Here is a 17,924-nt window from a genome sequence, read left to right on the forward strand (position 1 = left end):
CGGACGTATGGGTTTCGAACCGCCGCAGCGCCTGGTGCGCGCGCTCGGCGAGATGTACGGGGACGGTGCGGCGGCCGCGTGGCTGGACCGCCTCCCCACGCTCACCGAACAGGCGATCGACGCCGCCGGGCCGGACCTCACCGTGGAGCGGGTGGCCGCCCCCGGCGGGCGCAGCGCCTTGGTGCTCCTGGTCCGGCAGGCCGACGGGACCCCGGCCGCGCTGAAGATCGCCCCGCCGCCCGCCGAACCGGAGCAGGAGCGGGCGGCGCTGGCGCACTGGAACGGCTGGGGCGCGGTGAAGCTGCTGGAGGCCCCGGAGAACGACGCGTCGGGGGCCCTGCTGCTGGAGCGTCTGCACCATGAGGTGTCGCTGCGTTCGCTGCCGGAGGCCAAGGCGCTCCTGGAGGCGGCGGGCACGGTCCGGCGGCTCTGGGTGGAGCCGCCCGCCGGGCACCCCTTCGAGACCGTGGCCGAGCGGACGGGGCGGCAGAGTGAGGGCATGCGGGCGGCGGCCGCGGCCGATCCGGAGCTGACCCCGCTGGTGGACGCGGCCCTCGCGGCCCGTACGGAACTGGTCGAGGGCTCTCCCGAACTCCTGCTCCTGCACGGCAACTTCCGCCAGAGCAAGGTGCTCTCCGGCGAGCGCGCGCCGTGGCTGACGGTGGGTCCGGAGCCGCTGGTGGGCGAGCGCGCCTACGACCTGGCGCGGCTGGTGCGGGACCGGGTGGAGGATCTGATCGCCTCGCCGGGCGGGCCGGTGACGGCGCGGCGGCGGGTCAAGAAGCTGGCGGAGTCGCTGGAGGTGGACCAGGCGCGGCTGCACGGCTGGACGCTGTTCCGGGCGGTCGAGTCGGGGACGCGTGCGCTGGCCGAGGGGCGGCGGCAGATGGGCGAGGTCAACCTGGAGTTCGCGGGCTGGCTGTAACGGTTCGCCGTACGGCGAAGGCCCCCGCGCGATCGTGCGCGGGGGCCTTTCCCATCGGCTGATCAGGCCAGGTCGGCTGTGAGGCGGGCGATCGCCTCGTCGACCGTGAGCTCCTCGCGCTCGCCGGTGCGGCGGTCCTTCAGCTCCAGGACGCCGTCGGCGGAGCGGCGGCCGGCGACCAGGATCTTGGGCACGCCGATCAGCTCGGAGTCGGTGAACTTCACGCCGGGCGAGACGCCGGGGCGGTCGTCGACCAGGACGCGCAGGCCGGCCGCGTTGAGCTTCTCCGAGACGTCGAGGGCCAGCTCCGTCTGGAGGGCCTTGCCCGCGGCGACGACGTGGACGTCGGCCGGCGCGACCTCGCGGGGCCAGCACAGCCCCTTGTCGTCGGCGGACTGCTCGGCCAGGGCGGCGACGGCGCGGGAGACGCCGATGCCGTACGAGCCCATCGTGACGCGGACCGGCTTGCCCTGCTGGCCGAGCACGTCGAGCTGGAAGGTGTCGGCGTACTTGCGGCCGAGCTGGAAGATGTGGCCGATCTCGATGGCGCGGTCCAGGGTGAGGCCGGTGGAGCACTTGGGGCAGGGGTCGCCCTCCTCGACCACGACGACGTCCAGGTACTGGTCGACCTCGAAGTCACGGCCCGCGACGACGTTCTTGGCGTGCTTGCCGTCCTGGTTGGCGCCGGTGATCCAGGCGGTGCCGGGGGCGACGCGGGGGTCGGCGAGGTAGCGGACCTTCTCCAGGCCCTGGGGGCCGACGTAGCCGCGTACGAGATCGTCACGGCCGACGAAGTCCTCGGCGGTGACCAGCTCGACGACGGCGGGGGCCAGGTGCTCGCCGAGCTTGCCGAGGTCAACCTCGCGGTGGCCGGGGACGCCGACGGCGACGATCTCGCCGTCCACCTTGACCAGCAGGTTCTTCAGGGTGGCCGAGGCGGGGACGCCCAGGTGCGCGGCGAGGGTCTCGATGGTCGGGGTGTCGGGGGTGTCCAGCTCCTCGACCGCGCCGTGCGCCGAGCCGTCGACCGGGGCGAGCGCGAAGGTCACGGCCTCGGTGTTGGCGGCGTAGTCGCAGTTCGGGCAGTCCGCGAAGGTGTCCTCACCGGCGGCGGCGGGCGCCAGGAACTCCTCGGAGGCCGAGCCGCCCATCGCGCCGGAGACGGCGGAGACGACGCGGTGGTCGAGGCCCAGGCGCTCGAAGATCTTGATGTACGCGGCCCGGTGCAGCGCGTAGGAGTGCGCGAGGCCCTCGTCGGTGGTGTCGAAGCTGTACGAGTCCTTCATCTGGAACTCACGGCCGCGGAGCACACCGGAGCGGGGGCGCGCCTCGTCGCGGTACTTCGTCTGGATCTGGTAGAGCATCACCGGCAGATCCTTGTAGGACGTGCACTGGTCCTTGACGGTCTGGGTGAAGATCTCCTCGTGGGTCGGGCCGAGGAGGTAGTCGCCACCCTTGCGGTCCTGGAGGCGGAAGAGCAGGTCGCCGTACTCCTCCCAGCGGCCGGACGCCTCGTAGGGCTCCTTGGGCAGCAGGGCCGGGAGCAGGACCTCCTGGGCGCCGATGGCGTCCATCTCCTCGCGCACGACGCCTGAGATGTTGTCCAGGACCTTCTTGCCGAGCGGCAGCCAGGACCAGATGCCGGCCGCGTTGCGGCGCACGTACCCGGCGCGGACCAGCAGCTTGTGGCTGAGCGTCTCGGCGTCCGCCGGGTCGTCGCGCAGTGTCTTGATCATCAATCGGGACATGCGCTGGACCTGGGCCATGATGAACTCCTGCTCGCAAGGGTGGTGAGCCCGAGGTTAGCCGGGGGGTGCGGGCAGGCGGAAATCCATTCAGCCCTGGGGCCGCTGGAGCGGGAGGGGCGCGCCCATGACCGCGTACGGGAGCGGGGCGCTGGGGAAGACCACCTGGCGGGCCAGGTCGCGGTAGCCGAGCGCGCGGTAGAGGGCGCGGGCGGGGCTGTCCCGGTCGATCGCGGAGAGGATCGACCGGGGGTGCGGGACGGCGTCGGTGATGCCGGTGATCAGGGTGCGGCCGATGCCGTGCTGCTGGTGGTCGGGGTGGACGTGGAGCTCGGTGATGACGAAGGAGTCGTCGAGCCAGCCGTCGGAGCCGGTGGCCCGGAGGTAGGGCTCGACGACGGTGGACCACCAGTGGGCGCGGTCGTTGGGCAGCCCGTAGACGAAGCCGACGAGCCGCCCGTCGGGGGTGAGGGCGCCGAGCGCGCGGGCCTCGGGGTGGTCGAGGTGGCGCAGGACGATGTGGCGGCGTACGTCGATCTCGTCCTGGCTGAGTCCGAAGGCCGCCGCCTGGACGTGGAGGGCTTCGTCGACGCGTGTGGCCAGGTCGATGGGGCCGACCTCGATGCCGGGGTTCGCGGGGCCGTTCCCGGTGACTGCTGGTGCCATGCGCGAACCCTACTGGCCGGGGTGGGCGGGCCGGTACGGGCGGCGGCCGGGAAGCCACCTCCGTACAGGCGACCTTGGGCACGGGCGGTACGGAAGCCTTCCGTACGCGCGGGTCAGAACAGGACGCTCATGAAGGTGCCCGTCTCGCGGAAGCCCACGCGCCGGTAGGCCTTGCGGGCGGGGGCGTTGTAGTCGTTCACGTACAGGCTGACGACGGGGGCGACATCGGCCAGGGCGTAGCGCAGGACGGCGGCCATGCCGGTCTCGGAGAGGCCCTTGCCGCGGTGTTCGGGGGCGACCCAGACGCCCTGGATCTGGCAGGCCTGGGTGGTGGCGGCGCCGATCTCCGCCTTGAAGACGACCTTGCCGTCGTCGATCCGGGCGAAGGAGCGTCCGGCGCCGATGAGTTCGGCGACCCGGGCCTGGTAGAGGAGTCCGCCGTCCCCGGCGAGCGGGGAGATGCCGACCTCCTCGGTGAACATCGCCACGCAGGCCGGCATCAGGATCTCGGTCTCGTCCTTGCGGATTCGGCGGACGAGCGGGTCGGGGGCGATATCGGCGGAGGGGCTCTCGGTGACCATGAGGGGCTGGTTGGCGCGGACCTCGCGGGCGGGGCCCCAGCCCGGCTCCAGGAGCCGCCAGAGCAGGGCGGTGGGTTCGGCGGGGCCGACGATCGAGGAGCAGCGGCGGCCGGCCCGGCGGGCCCGGTCGGCGAAGGCGCGTACGGCTTCGGGCCCGGCGCAGATGGGGACCAGGTTGGCCCCGGCGTAACAGAGGGAGCGGAGCCTTCCGTCGGCGTACCAGCCCCACATCTCGCCGCCGAGGCGCCAGGGGTCGAGCCCCGCGACCTGCACGCGGGACGTGACGAATGCGTTGGCCACGGGTTCGCTCTCCAGGATGGCGAGCGCTGCGCCGAGGTCGCTGGGTTCGAGGACCCGGGTGGTGGTCTGCGTCAACACGAGGGGGCCTCACCATGCGGTCTGCTGATTTCCGCACTGTACCCAACAAGCCTGGAGAACGCTGCCCGGGCCGGGAAGCGGACTTCTGGACAGGCCACGGACCGGCCCTGGACCGGCCCTGGATACGCCGCCGCCCCACCGGGCGCGGGGCCCGGCGGGGCGGTGAGGACGAGGAGAAGCGCGGGTCAGGCGCCGATGGAGACCTGGGGCTCGCCGGAGGCGATGCCGTCCTTCTCCATCTGCTCGGCGATCTTCAGGGCTTCCTCGATGAGGGTCTCGACGATCTTCGACTCGGGCACGGTCTTGATGACCTCGCCCTTGACGAAGATCTGGCCCTTGCCGTTGCCGGAGGCGACCCCGAGGTCGGCCTCGCGGGCCTCGCCGGGGCCGTTGACGACGCAGCCCATGACCGCGACGCGCAGCGGGACCTCCATGCCCTCCAGTCCGGCGCTGACCTGGTCGGCGAGCTTGTAGACGTCGACCTGGGCGCGGCCGCAGGAGGGGCAGGAGACGATCTCCAGGCGGCGCTGCTTGAGGTTGAGCGCCTCCAGGATCTGGAGGCCCACCTTGACCTCCTCGGCCGGCGGGGCCGAGAGGGAGACGCGGATGGTGTCGCCGATGCCCTCGGAGAGCAGGGCGCCGAACGCGACGGCCGACTTGATCGTGCCCTGGAACGCCGGTCCGGCCTCGGTGACGCCGAGGTGGAGCGGGTAGTCGCTCTGGGCGGCGAGCTGGCGGTAGGCGTTGACCATCACGACCGGGTCGTTGTGCTTGACCGAGATCTTGATGTCGCCGAAGCCGTGCTCCTCGAAGAGGGACGCCTCCCACAGGGCGGACTCGACGAGGGCCTCGGGGGTGGCCTTGCCGTACTTCTTCAGGAGCCGCGCGTCCAGGGAGCCGGCGTTGACGCCGATCCGGATCGGGGTGCGGGTCTCGGAGGCCGCCTTCGCGATCTCCTTGACCTTGTCGTCGAACTGCTTGATGTTGCCGGGGTTCACGCGGACCGCCGCGCAGCCCGCGTCGATCGCGGCGAAGACGTACTTCGGCTGGAAGTGGATGTCGGCGATCACCGGGATCTGCGACTTGCGCGCGATCGTGGCGAGGGCGTCGGCGTCGTCCTGGGTCGGGCAGGCCACCCGGACGATCTGGCAGCCGGAGGCCGTCAGCTCGGCGATCTGCTGGAGGGTGGCACCGATGTCCGACGTACGCGTCGTCGTCATCGACTGCACGGAAACGGGCGCGTCGCCGCCGACCGCGACCGAGCCGACCTGGATCTGTCGGCTGACCCGTCGGTCGGCGAGCTTGGTCGGAACGGCCGGCATTCCGAGAGAAATCGCAGTCATGCGCTGTGCATCCCCAAGGTGTGGATCAAGGTCCCGATGTCGGCGGGCTCCAGGCTTCGAGGTTACGGCACCGGAGGCGGGACGCACGCACCGTGTGGACAAGTCAACCGGATGGTGACCGACCGGACACAACGCGTGTGTCCGGTGGTCACGTCCGGGGCTCCTGTTGCGGAGGCTCAGCTGATCTTGACCGGGTTCACGATGTCGGCCACCAGGACCAGCAGCGTGAAGCAGATGAAGAGTCCGGCGACCACATAGGCGACCGGCATCAGCTTCGCCACGTCGAACGGGCCCGGGTCCGGGCGCCGGAAGACCTTGGCCAGATTGCGCCGCAGCGACTCCCAGAGCGCACCCGCGATGTGCCCCCCGTCGAGTGGGAGCAACGGCAGCATGTTGAAGAGGAACAGCGACAGGTTGAACCCCGCCAGCAGGAACAGCATCATCGCGACCTGGTTCTGGGCCGGGATGTCGAGGTTCATCACCTCGCCGCCGATCCGGGCCGCGCCCACCACACCCACCGGCGAGTCGTCGGCGCGTTCGCCGTCGCTGAAGGCGGCGTCCCACAGGGCCGGGATCTTGGAGGGCAGCGCGATGATCGCGTCGACGCCGTTCTCGATCATGTCGCCCATGCGCACGACGGAGTCGCCGAAGGAGAGCGGCACGATCTCGGTCTGGGCGGCGAAGCCGAGGTAGCCGGCCTTGACGAACTTGTTGGGGATGACCTCGCCGTTGCCGTCCTTCTCCGCCACGTCGTTCTTGAGCAGGACGGCGTTGAGGGTCAGTTCCTGGCCGCCGCGCTCGACGGTGATGGTGGCGGGTCCGATGGTCTTGCGGATGCGGTCCGAGAGGGCCGCCCAGTCGTCCACCTTCTCCCCGTCGAAGGCGACGATCTTGTCGCCCTCCTTCAGGCCCGCCGCCTTGGCCGGGGAGACCTTGTCGGTGGCCTTGCAGGTGTCGCGCTTCTCGCTCTGCGCGATCACGCACTTCTGTACGCCCGCGACCTCGGTGGTCTGCGTCTGGAAGCCGAAGGTCATCGCGACACCCATGAAGATCGCGACCGCGAGGATGAGGTTCATGAAGGGGCCGGCGAACATCACGATGACGCGCTTCCACGGCTTGCGCGTGTAGAAGAGCCGCTTCTCGTCGCCGGGCTCCAGTTCCTCGTACGCGGCGGAGCGGGCGTCCTCGATCATGCCGCGCCACGGTGAGGTGGAGCGGGCTTCGAGGCGGCCGTCGGCGCCGGGCGGGAACATCCCGATCATGCGGATGTAGCCGCCGGCCGGGATGGCCTTGATGCCGTACTCGGTGTCGCCCTTCTGCTTCGACCAGAGCGTCGGGCCGAATCCGACCATGTACTGCGGGACCCGGATGCCGAACATCTTGGCCGTGGAGAGGTGGCCCAGCTCGTGCCAGGCGATGGAGAACAGCAGGCCCACGACGAAGACGGCGATCCCCAGGACCGTCAGCAGGATCGAGGTCAGACTCATGCGCGCGCCTCCGCTGTCGCTTTCGCCGAGAGTTCCCGGGCCCGTGCGCGGGCCCAGGTTTCCGCTTCGAGGACGTCCGCGACGCTGAGCGGGGTTCCCGGGGCGGGGGTGCCGTGTTCGGACACCACAGCGGTGACCGTATCCATGATTCCGTTGAAGGGCAGCTGTCCGGCGAGGAAGGCGTCGACGCACTCCTCGTTGGCCGCGTTGAAGACGGCGGGTGCCGTGGAGCCGAGCGTACCGACATGGCGGGCGAGGCCGACCGACGGGAAGGCCTCGGTGTCCAGCGGGAAGAACTCCCACGTGGACGCCTTCGACCAGTCGAAGGCGGGGGCGGCGTCCGGGACCCGCTCGGGCCAGCCGAGGCCGATGGCGATGGGGCCGCCCATGTCGGGCGGGGTGGCCTGGGCGAGCGTGGAGCCGTCGGTGAACTCGACCATGGAGTGCACGTAGGACTGCGGGTGGACCACGACCTCGATGCGGTCGAAGGGGATGTCGTAGAGGAGGTGCGCCTCGATGACCTCAAGACCCTTGTTGACCAGCGTCGCGGAGTTGATCGTGATGACCGGGCCCATCGCCCAGGTGGGGTGGGTCAGGGCCTGCTCGCGGGTGACGTCGGCCAGCTCCTCGCGCGTACGGCCCCGGAAGGGCCCGCCGGAGGCGGTGACGACGAGTTTGCGGACATCGGAGCGCTTGCCGGCCGCCAGGGCCTGGAAGAGCGCGGCGTGCTCGGAGTCGACCGGGATGATCTGGCCGGGGGCGGCGATCGCCTTCACCAGCGGGCCGCCGACGATCAGCGACTCCTTGTTGGCGAGGGCGAGCGTGCGGCCCGCCTTCAGCGCGGCCAGCGTCGGGGCGAGCCCGATGGAGCCGGTGATCCCGTTGAGCACGGTGTGGCAGTCGCTCGCGGCGAGCGTGGCCGCCGCGTCGGGTCCGGCGAGGATCTCGGGGAGCGGCTCCCCGGCCCCGTACCGCTCACGCAGCGCCTCGCGCAGGGCGGGGACCGCGCCCGGGTCGGCGACGGCGACCGTGCTCACCCGCAGCCGGTGGGCCTGCTCGGCGAGGAGGGCGGTCCGGCCGCCGGCGGCCGAGAGCGCGGTGACCCGGAAGCGGTCGGGGTTGCGCAGGACCAGGTCGATGGCCTGGGTGCCGATGGACCCGGTGGAGCCGAGGATCACCAGATCCCGGCGGCCGTCCGCGGTGTCGAAGAGGAGATGCGGATCGGCGAGGGGGGCGGGGCTGTCGCTCATACCCCCCATTGTTGCCGCTCCGGCTGTGCGCGGGGACAGCGCGTCCCGGTGGGGCGGGGATTCGGTACGGAGGGGGCGCGCCGGGTGTACGGACGCGCCCCCTTGACGGGTTACGGGTGGTGGCTCAGCGGACCGGCCGGTGCCGGTTCTCCTCGGCGGAGGGTCCGGGGGTGGCGTCCGCGATCCAGGGGCCTTCGCCGCTGGGGTCGATGACGCCCTCCTCCAGCCACGTGTACGTACCGGACAGCACGCCGTCCACCACGCGCCGGTCCAGATCGTCGGTGTTGGACCACAGCCGCCCGAACAGCTCCTCCACCCGGACGCGGGACTGATGGCAGAAGGCGTCGGCGAGCTGGTAGGCCTCGCGGCCGTGCTCCCCGGAGCCCCGCAGATGCTCGGCGCGGACGCAGGCAGCGCTCATCGCGAAGAGCTCGGCGCCGATGTCGACGATCCGGCCGAGGAACCCTTGCTTGGTCTCCATCCGCCCCTGCCACCGGGACATGGCGTAGAAGGTGGACCGGGCGAGCTTGCGCGAGGAGCGTTCGACGTACCGGAGGTGCCCGGAGAGGTCGCGATGCCCGGCCGGGTTGAACTCACCGTACGTCAGCGGAAGTTGTCCCGCTCCGGTCACCAGCTGCGGCAGCCAGCGGGCATAGAACCCGGCGGCGTTGGCACCGGCCTTCGCCTTGTCGGCCAGTGCCTTCTCCGGATCGATGATGTCGCCGGCGACCTTGAGGTGGGCGTCGACGGCCTCGCGGGCGATCAGCAGGTGCATGATCTCGGTGGAGCCCTCGAAGATCCGGTTGATCCGCATGTCGCGGAGCATCTGCTCGGCCGGGACGGCCCGCTCCCCACGGGCGGCGAGCGACTCGGCGGTCTCGAAGCCACGCCCGCCGCGGATCTGGACCAGTTCGTCGGCGATCAGCCAGCCCATCTCGGAGCCGTACAGCTTGGCGAGGGCGGCCTCGATACGGATGTCGTTGCGGTCCTCGTCGGCCATCTGCGAGGAGAGGTCGACGATCGCCTCCAGGGCGAAGGTGGTGGCCGCGATGAAGGAGATCTTCGCGCCGACCGCCTCGTGCCTGGCGACGGGCCGCCCCCACTGCTCCCGTACGGCGGACCACTCGCGGGCGATCTTCAGGCACCACTTACCGGCCCCCACGCACATGGCGGGCAGCGAGAGGCGCCCGGTGTTGAGGGTGGTCAGGGCGATCTTGAGCCCGGCCCCCTCGGGCCCGATGCGGTTCACGGCGGGCACCCGGACCTGGTGGAAGCGGGTGACGCCGTTCTCGATGCCGCGCAGCCCCATGAAGGCGTTGCGGTGCTCCACGGTGACGCCGGGGGCGTCGGCCTCGACGACGAAGGCGGTGATGCCGCCGGGGTGCCCCTCGGAGGCAGGCACCCGAGCCATGACGACGAGCAGATCGGCGACGACCCCGTTCGTCGTCCAGAGCTTCACACCGTCCAGGAGGTAGTCGTTCCCGTCGGGCACGGCGGTGGTGGCGAGGCGGGCCGGGTCGGAGCCGACGTCGGGCTCGGTGAGCAGGAACGCGGAGATGTCGGTGGTGGCGAGCCGGGGAAGGAAGGCGTCCTTCTGCTCCTGGGTGCCGAAAATCTTGAGAGGCTGCGGTACGCCGATCGACTGATGCGCGGAAAGCAGCGCACCGATGGCGGGGCTCGCGGAGCCGACGAGGGCGAGCGCCTTGTTGTAGTAGACCTGGGTGAGCCCGAGACCTCCGTACTTGGTCTCGATCTTCATGCCCAGGGCGCCGAGCTCCTTGAGCCCGTTGACCACCTCGTCGGGGATCTTCGCCTCGCGCTCGATCCGCGCACTGTCGATATGCGTCTCGCAGAAGGCCCGCAGCCGCGCGAGGAACTCCTCGCCGCGCCGGATGTCGTCGGGCGGCGGCAGGGGGTGCGGATGGATCAGGTCGAGCCGGAAGCGCCCGAGGAACAGCTCCTTGGCGAAGCTGGGCTTGCGCCAGTCCTGCTCCCGGGCGGCCTCGGCGACCTTGCGCGCCTCACGCTCGGTGACCTTGGGTGCTTTGGGGACCTGGGGGGTGTTGTGTGGTGCGGACATGGGGGCCTCACCTCGCCGCGCATCACCAGGACGGACGGGCACCTGGGCACACGGACTGCTAGTCGCTGCCTACTGATCCGTATGTAACCCGTGTACCCGCACTTCGGCACCCGCACCAGCCCGCGCGTACGGGACGGGGCACCGGCCGCCTCAGCCGAGCCGGCCGCTCGGCTCACTGCGCACCCGCTGGTCGAGCAGCGGGCGGCAGGCCCGGGTCCGCGTGGAGACCGTCGGCGTTCGTCGCCAGCTTCGGTCCCGATGAGGGACCGGATAAGGCGGCCGGGACGACCTATCCTGAGTGATCCTTGCGATTATTTGGGCGATGCCTGCTGGAGGATCCGCGTGACCCCTGACTCGTCTGTTTCTCTTGCGAGTTGGCCGACGCCGTTGGAGGCGGCGCCGCGTCTGGCCGCTGCACTCGGTCTGCGGGAGAACGATCTATGGATCAAGCGGGATGACCTGATCGGCCTGGGGGCTGGCGGGAACAAGGTCCGCAAGCTTGAGTACACGATCGGCACAGCCCTGGCTGCCGGAGCTGACACTCTGGTCACGGTCGGGGCTCCCCAGTCCAACCATGCGAGGCTGACCGCTGCGGCCGGAGCGAAGCTCGGCCTTGACGTGGTTCTGGTGTTTCCCGGCGTGCCAGGTCGGCCGGGATCGGGGAATCTGACTCTGGACGCTCTCTTCGGGGCTCAGGTTCACTGGGCAGGCGAGGCAGATCTGCGGCAGCTCGTCGAAGTCGCGGAGGATGTCGTCGGGGTACTGCGTGGCAGAGGGGCGCGCCCGGAGCTGATCCCGTTCGGAGGATCGAACACCGCGGGTGCCCGGGGGTATGAGCAGGCCGGCAGGGAACTGCTTTCCCAGGTTCCCTCACTGGACCTGGCCGTCGTGGCGTTGGGCTCGGGCGGCACCATGGCCGGGCTGGTCGCCGCGCTGGGCGCCGACCGCGTCCTGGGTGTGGATACCGGTGCGATGGATGAGCCCGCCGCTGCTGTCGCCGCCATGGCCGACGAACTCACCGGCTCCGAGCTGCGGGACCGGCTTCGCATCCGTTCCGACCAGGTCGGTTCCGGCTACAGCCGGCTCACCGAGTCCGCTGCGGAGGCTCTGCGACTCGCGGCCCGCACGGAAGGTATCGCGCTGGACCCTGTCTACACCGCAAGGGCCATGGCAGGACTCCTCGCGGCGGTCGAAGATGGCACCATCACACCCGGTCAGACGACTGTTTTCTGGCACACGGGCGGCCTGCCCGGACTCTTCGGCCACACAGAGGCCGTCAACCATTTCGACGCCGCACTGCAGAGGTTCCCGGCATAGCCCACCGATCGGCGCGCTCCGACTGACCCCGGCTCAGCGGGATGGGCGTCCGGGAATCCGCGCCTGGTCCCCACGGGCTTCGCCCTGTGAGCAGGACCCTGGGCAGCAGGACAACGGCCGGAGCCCCCGCACAGTGGGCTCCGGCCGTTGTCTTGTGCGCCCCGCCCGCGCTCGCTGTCCAGGCGGGAGGCGCGGGTGGGGTCGTCCGGGGTGTTACAGGGCCAGGCCCGTGAGGACCAGGACGCGCTCGTAGGTGTAGTCGTCCATCGCGTAGCGGACGCCCTCGCGGCCGACGCCGGACTGCTTGGCGCCGCCGTACGGCATCTGGTCGGCGCGGTACGAGGGGACGTCGCCGATGATCACGCCGCCGACCTCCAGGGCCCGGTGGGCGCGGAAGGCGGTCTGGAGGTCGTGGGTGAAGACGCCTGCCTGGAGGCCGTACTTGGAGGAGTTGACGGCGGCGAACGCCTCCGCCTCGCCGTCGACCTTCTGGAGGGACATGACCGGGCCGAAGACCTCTTCGCAGGAGAGCTGCACGTCGTCCGGGAGGTCCGCCAGGACCGTGGGGGCGTAGGTGGCGCCGTCGCGCTTGCCGCCCGTGAGGAGTTCGGCGCCACCCTGGACGGCCTCGTCGACCCAGGACTCGACGCGCTTCGCCGCGTCCTCGCTGACCAGCGGGCCGACATCCGTGGTGGCGTCGGCCGGGTCGCCGGTGACCAGGGCCTCGACGGCGGCGACGATCTTCGGGACGAGCCGGTCGTAGACCGACGCGTCGGCGATGACGCGCTGCACCGAGATGCAGGACTGGCCGCCCTGGTAGTTGGAGAACGTGGCGATCCGGGTGGCCGCCCAGTCCAGGTCCTCGTCCGAGGCGTAGTCGGACAGGACGACCGCCGCGCCGTTGCCGCCCAGCTCCAGGGTGCAGTGCTTGCGCGGCACCGACTCCATGATCGCGTAACCGACCGGGCCCGAGCCGGTGAACGAGATGACCGGAAGGCGCTCGTCCTGGACCAGGGCGGGCATCTTGTCGTTCGGGACCGTCAGGACGGACCAGGAACCCGCCGGGAGGTCCGTCTCGGCCAGCAGCTCGCCGAGGATGAGCGAGGAGATCGGGGTCGCCGGGGCCGGCTTCAGGATGATCGGGGCGCCTACGGCGATGGCCGGGGCCACCTTGTGGGCGCTGAGGTTGAGGGGGAAGTTGAACGGCGCGATGCCGAGGACCGCCCCGCGCGGGAAGCGGCGGGTCAGGCCGAGGCGGCCGGTGCCGCCGAGGTCGGTGTCGAGGCGCTGGGCCTCGCCGCCGTTGAAGCGGCGGGCCTCCTCCGCCGCGAACCGGAACACCGAGACCGCCCGGCCGACCTCGCCGCGCGCCCACTTGATCGGCTTGCCGTTCTCCGCCGAGATCAGCTGCGCGATCTCCTCGGTGCGCTCCCCCAGCCGCCGTACGACGTGGTCGAGGGCGGCCGCCCGTACGTGCGCCGGGGTCGCGGCGAACTCGTCGCGTACGGCGTGGGCGGCGGCGACGGCCTCCTCGACCTGGGCGTCGGTCGGCACGCTGACGGTGCCGACGAGGCGTCCGTCGTACGGGTTGGTGACGTCGAAGCTGTCGGCACCGGTGGCCTGGCGGCCGGCCACCCAGAAGGCGTGGGGCGAAGTCATGGAGGTTCCGGCCCTTCGGAGGTCGTGAGGAGGAGGTACCTACGTCGTGATGTCGTAGGTCGTGGGTGCCCCCGGGAGGCTCCCGTCCGTTGTCCCACGGTAGGGCGGGGCGGCCACGATCGCGTTTAGCCGGGGTGGAGTGAGCGCGGCCTTCGCTGCTACGGATTGGCGAAGGGCACCGCGGCCTACTCCTCCGCCGGAGCCGCCGCCTCCGTCGCCTTCAGCGCCAGCCACAGCTCCATCCGGACGTCCGGGTCGTCCAGCGAGCGGCCCAGGATCTCCTCCACCCGGCGCATCCGGTAGCGCAGGGTGTGCCGGTGTACGCCCAGGTCGGCGGCGGCCGCGTCCCACTGGCCGTGGCGGGAGAGCCAGGCGCGCAGGGAGGCCACGAGGTCGCCGCGGCCCTTGGCGTCGTGCTCGTACAGGGCGCGGAGCATGCCGTCGGCGAAGGCCCGTACGGCGTCGTCCGCAAGCAGCGGCAGGACCGAACCGGCCGCCAGCTCCTCGTGCTCGACCAGGGCCCTGCCCCTGCGGCGGGCGACCGAGAGGGCCTGCTCGGCCTGCTTGTACGCGGCGGAGACCGCGATCGGGCCGCAGGGGGCGGAGAGGCCCACCACGACGTCGCTGTCCTCGGCGCCGCCCTCGCGCGGGGCGCGGTCGTCCTGGGCCTCCGCGTAGGACGCGCAGGCGGCGACCGCCGTGCCGCCGTCGGCCGCCAGGACGACGACGCGTTCGCCCTCGGGGACCATGAGCAGCGCCTCGCCGGAGCGGGCTGCGGCGGCCTCCATCGTCTCCGTGAGCAGGTCGAACCCGGCGGGCGCGGCCGCCTCCGCGATCAGCAGCCGGAAGGGGGCGTCGAGCAGTCCGCCGTACAGGTCTCCGGCGACCGCCCGGGCGTGGTCCGGCTGCCCGGCCAGCAGCATGCGCAGGACGGCGGCGCCCAGGCGCTGTTCGGCGCCCTGGAGGGAGCGGGAGCGGGCGGTGGTGAGGGTGAGCAGGGCGACGGCGGAGTGGACCGCGTACCGCTCGGCGGTGCCCAGGGCCGCTCCCGTACCGACGGCCAGTGCGCCGCGTGCCCGGCGGCCGGTGCCCAGCGACTGGAGTTCGACCCGGTCCTCGCTGTCGCCGACGACGACGCTGGCGGGCGCGGGTCTGTCCCGGAGGCGTTCGACGTCGGGGGTGAGGCGGGCGGCCCGGCGCGCGGCCCAGTCGGGGGCGGCGGCGAGCACCGCGCCGGAGGTGTCGTACAGCGCGGCCCAGCCGTCGATGTGGGCGGCGAGGCGGGCGAGGAGGTCGGCGGGGCCGTCCCCGGCGAGCGCGGCCTTCGTCAGCTCGCGCTGGGCCTCGAAGCCGGCGGTGACCGCGCGGTACTGGTCGGCGGCGATGGCGGCGGAGACGGCCTTGCTGATGGCGAGGAACGGGGTGCGGCGGGGCACTTCGAGGAGGGGCAGGCCCGCTTCCTCGGCGGCGTCGAGGAGGGCGGCCGGGATGTCCTCGTAGTTCACGCCGACCGCGAAGCCGACCCCCGCGACGCCCGCTCCGGCCAGCCGCCGTACGTACCGGCGCATCGACTCGGCGTTCTCGGCGTCCAGGTTGGTGGCGGTCACCAGGAGCAGTTCGCCGCCGTCCATGTACGGGACGGGGTCGGCGAGCTCGCTGGCGTGGGCCCAGCGCACCGGGGTGTCGAGCCGGTCCGCGCCCGCCCGCACCGTGAGCTTGAGCGCCGAGTGCTGGACGAGCGAGGCGAGCGTGGGGGGCATGGGACCGGGAACCCTCGGTGTCGGGGACGCCTGGCCGACGAAGGGATTCGCCGGCCGGATCGGTGGTGAGTGGTCGGTGATTACGCCGTCCCGTATGAACGGCTGCCACCGATTCTGCCAGGGCGGCAGAGTTCCTGTAACCGCTCTCAGTCGCCCCCGGTTCCGCAAGGGCGCTTCTCAGCCGTCACCGGTCTCCCCCACGGAGGCCCCTTCCTCAGCTGCCCAGCTCCACCAGCAGCGGCGGCGCGTGCTCGCCCTCCACCGTGGCCAGCCGGATCACCGCGTGCCCGGCCGGGACCGCGTACGCCAGCTCCGAGGCCGACCAGCGCTCCCGCTCCACCTGCCGTACGGTCACCGCGTCCGTGGTCACCGCCTTGCCGGTCACCAGCTTCCGCAGCGCGTGCAGGGCGCGGGTGAACGGCTGGTCGGCGAAGACCGTGTGCTGGGCGACCTCGCGGGTCTCCACCCACTCCTTGCCCCAGGCCTCCGCGAACCGCTTGCCGTCCCACGTGGTGATGCCGGAGAAGGCGGCCGTGCAGCCGACCGCGCCGAGCAGCGGGGTGTGCAGGGCTTCGGGCACGTCGTCGACGGTACGGAGGGTGAGGACGGCCCCCGCGTTGACCGAGCGCAGCCGGCGGATGCCGCGTACGGTCTCGGCGGTCACCGCGTGGGTCGCGTCGTCCAGGACCAGCCCGACGAAGAGCGTGGTGTCGGTGCGGGCGGCGGTGATCGCGGTGAACTGCGCGAGCAGGAGCCGGGTGAGGAGGCGGGACGCCTCGGCGTGGCCGCGCTCCGGCAGGTCGATACGGACCCGCAGCGGGTACTGGCCGAGCGAGCGCAGCGCGAAGGGGCGGGCGTCCGGGCCGGTGGCGAAGAACCCGGCGAACGCGGGCCGGTCCAGCAGCGCCACCCGGTCCGCGAGGGCCGGCGCGGGGTCGCCGGGGCCGCCCGCCTGCCGGGCCCTGGCCTCCAGCTCACGGAGCATCGCCTGCTGCCCGGCGGCTTCGAGGGCGGTGCGCAGGGCGGTGAGCGCGGCCGGGGTCCCGTCGAGGAGTTCGCGCAGTTCCGGTACGGAGGGGAAGTGGCCGTGGGCCGTCCGGTACGGGCCCAGCAGCTGCGCGAGGACGGTGGCGGCGCGGCGGCTGTCCAGGCTGCCGACATCGCCGACGAGCCCCTCCGCGAGGACGGCGGCGGCCTCGTCGGGGTCGGTGGTGCCGCCGTACAGGTCGAGGTCGTGGGCGGAGGCGGGGTTGCCGACGCGTACGACGACGTCGAAGGCCTCGTCCGGGCCGACGGGCGCGCCCGTGCCGCCGACGGCGAGGACGGCCGCCTGGCCGGCCAGGGCACGCAGCCCGAGGGCCTCCACGACGGGCCGCACCAGCCGGTCGGACTTCCCGGAGCCGGGCGGGCCGACGGCCAGCAGCGAGGTGCCGAGCAGGGTGGGGTCCAGGGCGATACCGGTGGACCGGCGGGCGTAGGGGTTGTGGGGGTCGTCCGCGCAGCGGCCGATGCGGACCTGGCCGGTGAGCACGTCGTGGCGGGCGGTGCGGCGGGGCAGGTCGCGGTCGCCGGAGGGGTGCAGGGCGGCCGCTCCCCCGGTGCGCAGGACGGCCTCGGCGAGGGGGGCGAGGCGGTCGGGGCTGCGGGTGGCCTGGGTCCAGGCGTGGCGGAGGCGGGCCACGTCCACGTCGTTCATCCGGCCGGTGCGGACCTCGGCGGTGAGGGTGTCCGCCGCGTCGGTCCAGCCGGCCGCGCGCAGTTCGGGCCACTGGTCGGCGGAGGTCGCGGTGGTGGGGGCGGGGGTGTCGTCGGCCGTCGCCGGTGCGGAGCCGCTCCGGCGGGCGGCGATCAGCTCGCGCCAGCGGCCCAGGCGGGCGAAGGGGTACAGGACGGCGGCGGCGATCAGCGCGTAGATGACGTTGACGACGGTCTGGCTCTGGTAGATCTCGCCGCCCGCGACGGCGGCGACCAGGACCAGCACCGGGCGGACGACCGGCAGGGTCTCCTTCCAGACCAGGAGCTGGGTGAGGCCCGCCGCCACGGCCGCGGCGAGGGCGAGGAAGGGCTGCCCGCGCTGGACGACATGGCGGCGAAAGAGCTCGGAGAAGTTGCCGATCCGGCCGCAGCCGTAGGCGAGCAGCCCGAAGAGGAGGGCCTCGTACACGGTGAGGGCGTCGGAGCCCTCGATGGTGCGGGGGCCGCCGGAGGTGCCCGGGTTCCACCACTCGCCCGGGGTGAAGAGCTTGAGGGGGACGAGGCGGTACGGGAGGTAGCCGTTGCGCCAGAGCGACCAGAGGAGGAGGGCGGAGAGCAGGGTGATGACGGCGCCCACGAGGAGGGAGCGGTCGGAGACCTCCTCGCCCTGCTCGGCCGGACGCGGTGTGAACCCGAACCGCCAGACGCCGGGGGCCTGCGGGGGGCGGGGCGTACGGAGCCAGGCGGCCAGGGACGGGGCCCCGGCGGATGGCTGCTCGACGGGGGGCGGCGGGGCGGCGGGACGGGCGGGGGGCGGCCCGGGCGGAGGCGGCGGGGTGGTCCACGCGGAGGGCTGCCCGAACTGTGGCGCGCCGGGCTCCCCGGCCGGAGCCCGCCCCGGCGAGGGCTGCCCTGACCAAGGCTGCCGCGGCGGCCCCGACGGCGGTGGTGGCACGGCCGGGCCGGGCACCCTGTCCGCACTCGTGCCCCGTACGCCGCGCGTGCCCTCGTCCTCCATGAACCACTGCCCCCTTGACC

At 72.4% G+C, this 17,924-nt stretch carries 12 protein-coding genes; 2 read left to right on the forward strand and 10 right to left on the reverse strand.

Annotation, left to right across the window (positions count from 1 at the left end; genetic code table 11):
* Positions 1–7 precede the first annotated feature (7 nt).
* Positions 8–925: an aminoglycoside phosphotransferase family protein gene (locus R2B67_RS07880; protein ID WP_317817098.1), complete on the forward strand. Its 918-nt coding sequence runs from the start codon at positions 8–10 to the stop codon at positions 923–925.
* Between the two features lie 62 nt (positions 926–987).
* On the opposite strand, the gene R2B67_RS07885 is transcribed toward R2B67_RS07880, so the two are convergent.
* The 7 genes from R2B67_RS07885 to R2B67_RS07915 form a co-directional block, all read right to left on the reverse strand.
* Positions 988–2,691: a proline--tRNA ligase gene (locus R2B67_RS07885; RefSeq protein ID WP_317817099.1), complete on the reverse strand. Its 1,704-nt coding sequence runs from the start codon at positions 2,689–2,691 to the stop codon at positions 988–990.
* Positions 2,692–2,760: 69 nt separating this feature from the next.
* Positions 2,761–3,336: a GNAT family N-acetyltransferase gene (locus tag R2B67_RS07890; RefSeq protein ID WP_076968451.1), complete on the reverse strand. Its 576-nt coding sequence runs from the start codon at positions 3,334–3,336 to the stop codon at positions 2,761–2,763.
* A gap of 113 nt (positions 3,337–3,449) precedes the next feature.
* Positions 3,450–4,292, reverse strand: coding sequence for a GNAT family N-acetyltransferase (locus R2B67_RS07895; RefSeq protein ID WP_317824797.1), 843 nt, complete (start codon positions 4,290–4,292; stop codon positions 3,450–3,452).
* A 188-nt stretch (positions 4,293–4,480) separates the two neighbouring features.
* Positions 4,481–5,638, reverse strand: a complete 1,158-nt coding sequence (gene ispG / locus R2B67_RS07900; RefSeq protein ID WP_026241002.1) for a flavodoxin-dependent (E)-4-hydroxy-3-methylbut-2-enyl-diphosphate synthase — start codon at positions 5,636–5,638, stop codon at positions 4,481–4,483.
* Positions 5,639–5,814: 176 nt separating this feature from the next.
* On the reverse strand, positions 5,815–7,125 hold the full coding sequence (locus R2B67_RS07905) for a M50 family metallopeptidase (protein WP_018509564.1): 1,311 nt from the start codon (positions 7,123–7,125) through the stop codon (positions 5,815–5,817).
* The gene (gene dxr / locus R2B67_RS07910; RefSeq protein ID WP_317817100.1) at positions 7,122–8,375 is read right to left on the reverse strand and encodes a 1-deoxy-D-xylulose-5-phosphate reductoisomerase; all 1,254 of its coding nucleotides are present in this window, start codon (positions 8,373–8,375) and stop codon (positions 7,122–7,124) included. Before dxr ends, R2B67_RS07905 begins: the two co-directional genes overlap by 4 nt.
* 124 nt (positions 8,376–8,499) lie before the next feature.
* Positions 8,500–10,455 carry an acyl-CoA dehydrogenase family protein gene (locus R2B67_RS07915; RefSeq protein ID WP_317817101.1) on the reverse strand — a complete coding sequence of 652 codons (1,956 nt, stop codon included), beginning with the start codon at positions 10,453–10,455 and terminating at the stop codon, positions 8,500–8,502.
* 342 nt (positions 10,456–10,797) lie between these two features.
* Here R2B67_RS07915 and R2B67_RS07920 point away from each other — a divergent pair, with 342 nt between their 5' ends.
* Positions 10,798–11,772 carry a D-cysteine desulfhydrase family protein gene (locus R2B67_RS07920; protein ID WP_317817102.1) on the forward strand — a complete coding sequence of 325 codons (975 nt, stop codon included), beginning with the start codon at positions 10,798–10,800 and terminating at the stop codon, positions 11,770–11,772.
* 213 nt (positions 11,773–11,985) lie between these two features.
* On the opposite strand, the gene R2B67_RS07925 is transcribed toward R2B67_RS07920, so the two are convergent.
* From R2B67_RS07925 to R2B67_RS07935, 3 genes are all read right to left on the reverse strand, one after another.
* Positions 11,986–13,431, reverse strand: a complete 1,446-nt coding sequence (locus R2B67_RS07925) for an aldehyde dehydrogenase family protein (RefSeq protein ID WP_317817103.1) — start codon at positions 13,429–13,431, stop codon at positions 11,986–11,988.
* A 185-nt stretch (positions 13,432–13,616) separates the two neighbouring features.
* The gene (locus tag R2B67_RS07930) at positions 13,617–15,191 is read right to left on the reverse strand and encodes a PucR family transcriptional regulator (RefSeq protein ID WP_237328194.1); all 1,575 of its coding nucleotides are present in this window, start codon (positions 15,189–15,191) and stop codon (positions 13,617–13,619) included.
* A gap of 214 nt (positions 15,192–15,405) precedes the next feature.
* On the reverse strand, positions 15,406–17,904 hold the full coding sequence (locus tag R2B67_RS07935) for an ATP/GTP-binding protein (RefSeq protein ID WP_317817104.1): 2,499 nt from the start codon (positions 17,902–17,904) through the stop codon (positions 15,406–15,408).
* Positions 17,905–17,924 lie beyond the last annotated feature (20 nt).

Origin of the sequence: Streptomyces cyaneofuscatus (assembly GCF_033109485.1) — a bacterium.
In the GTDB taxonomy this organism is placed as follows: Bacteria; Actinomycetota; Actinomycetes; order Streptomycetales; family Streptomycetaceae; genus Streptomyces; species Streptomyces cyaneofuscatus.

Excerpts from the sequence above, each read along its gene's own strand:
- R2B67_RS07880 (WP_317817098.1), top strand. The coding sequence starts at position 8 with ATGGGTTTCGAACCGCCGCAGCGCCTGGTGCGCGCGCTCGGCGAGATG.
- R2B67_RS07885 (WP_317817099.1), bottom strand. The coding sequence starts at position 2,691 with ATGGCCCAGGTCCAGCGCATGTCCCGATTGATGATCAAGACACTGCGC.
- R2B67_RS07890 (WP_076968451.1), bottom strand. The coding sequence starts at position 3,336 with ATGGCACCAGCAGTCACCGGGAACGGCCCCGCGAACCCCGGCATCGAG.
- ispG (WP_026241002.1), bottom strand. The coding sequence starts at position 5,638 with ATGACTGCGATTTCTCTCGGAATGCCGGCCGTTCCGACCAAGCTCGCC.
- R2B67_RS07905 (WP_018509564.1), bottom strand. The coding sequence starts at position 7,125 with ATGAGTCTGACCTCGATCCTGCTGACGGTCCTGGGGATCGCCGTCTTC.
- dxr (WP_317817100.1), bottom strand. The coding sequence starts at position 8,375 with ATGAGCGACAGCCCCGCCCCCCTCGCCGATCCGCATCTCCTCTTCGAC.
- R2B67_RS07915 (WP_317817101.1), bottom strand. The coding sequence starts at position 10,455 with ATGTCCGCACCACACAACACCCCCCAGGTCCCCAAAGCACCCAAGGTC.
- R2B67_RS07925 (WP_317817103.1), bottom strand. The coding sequence starts at position 13,431 with ATGACTTCGCCCCACGCCTTCTGGGTGGCCGGCCGCCAGGCCACCGGT.
- R2B67_RS07930 (WP_237328194.1), bottom strand. The coding sequence starts at position 15,191 with ATGCCCCCCACGCTCGCCTCGCTCGTCCAGCACTCGGCGCTCAAGCTC.
- R2B67_RS07935 (WP_317817104.1), bottom strand. The coding sequence starts at position 17,904 with ATGGAGGACGAGGGCACGCGCGGCGTACGGGGCACGAGTGCGGACAGG.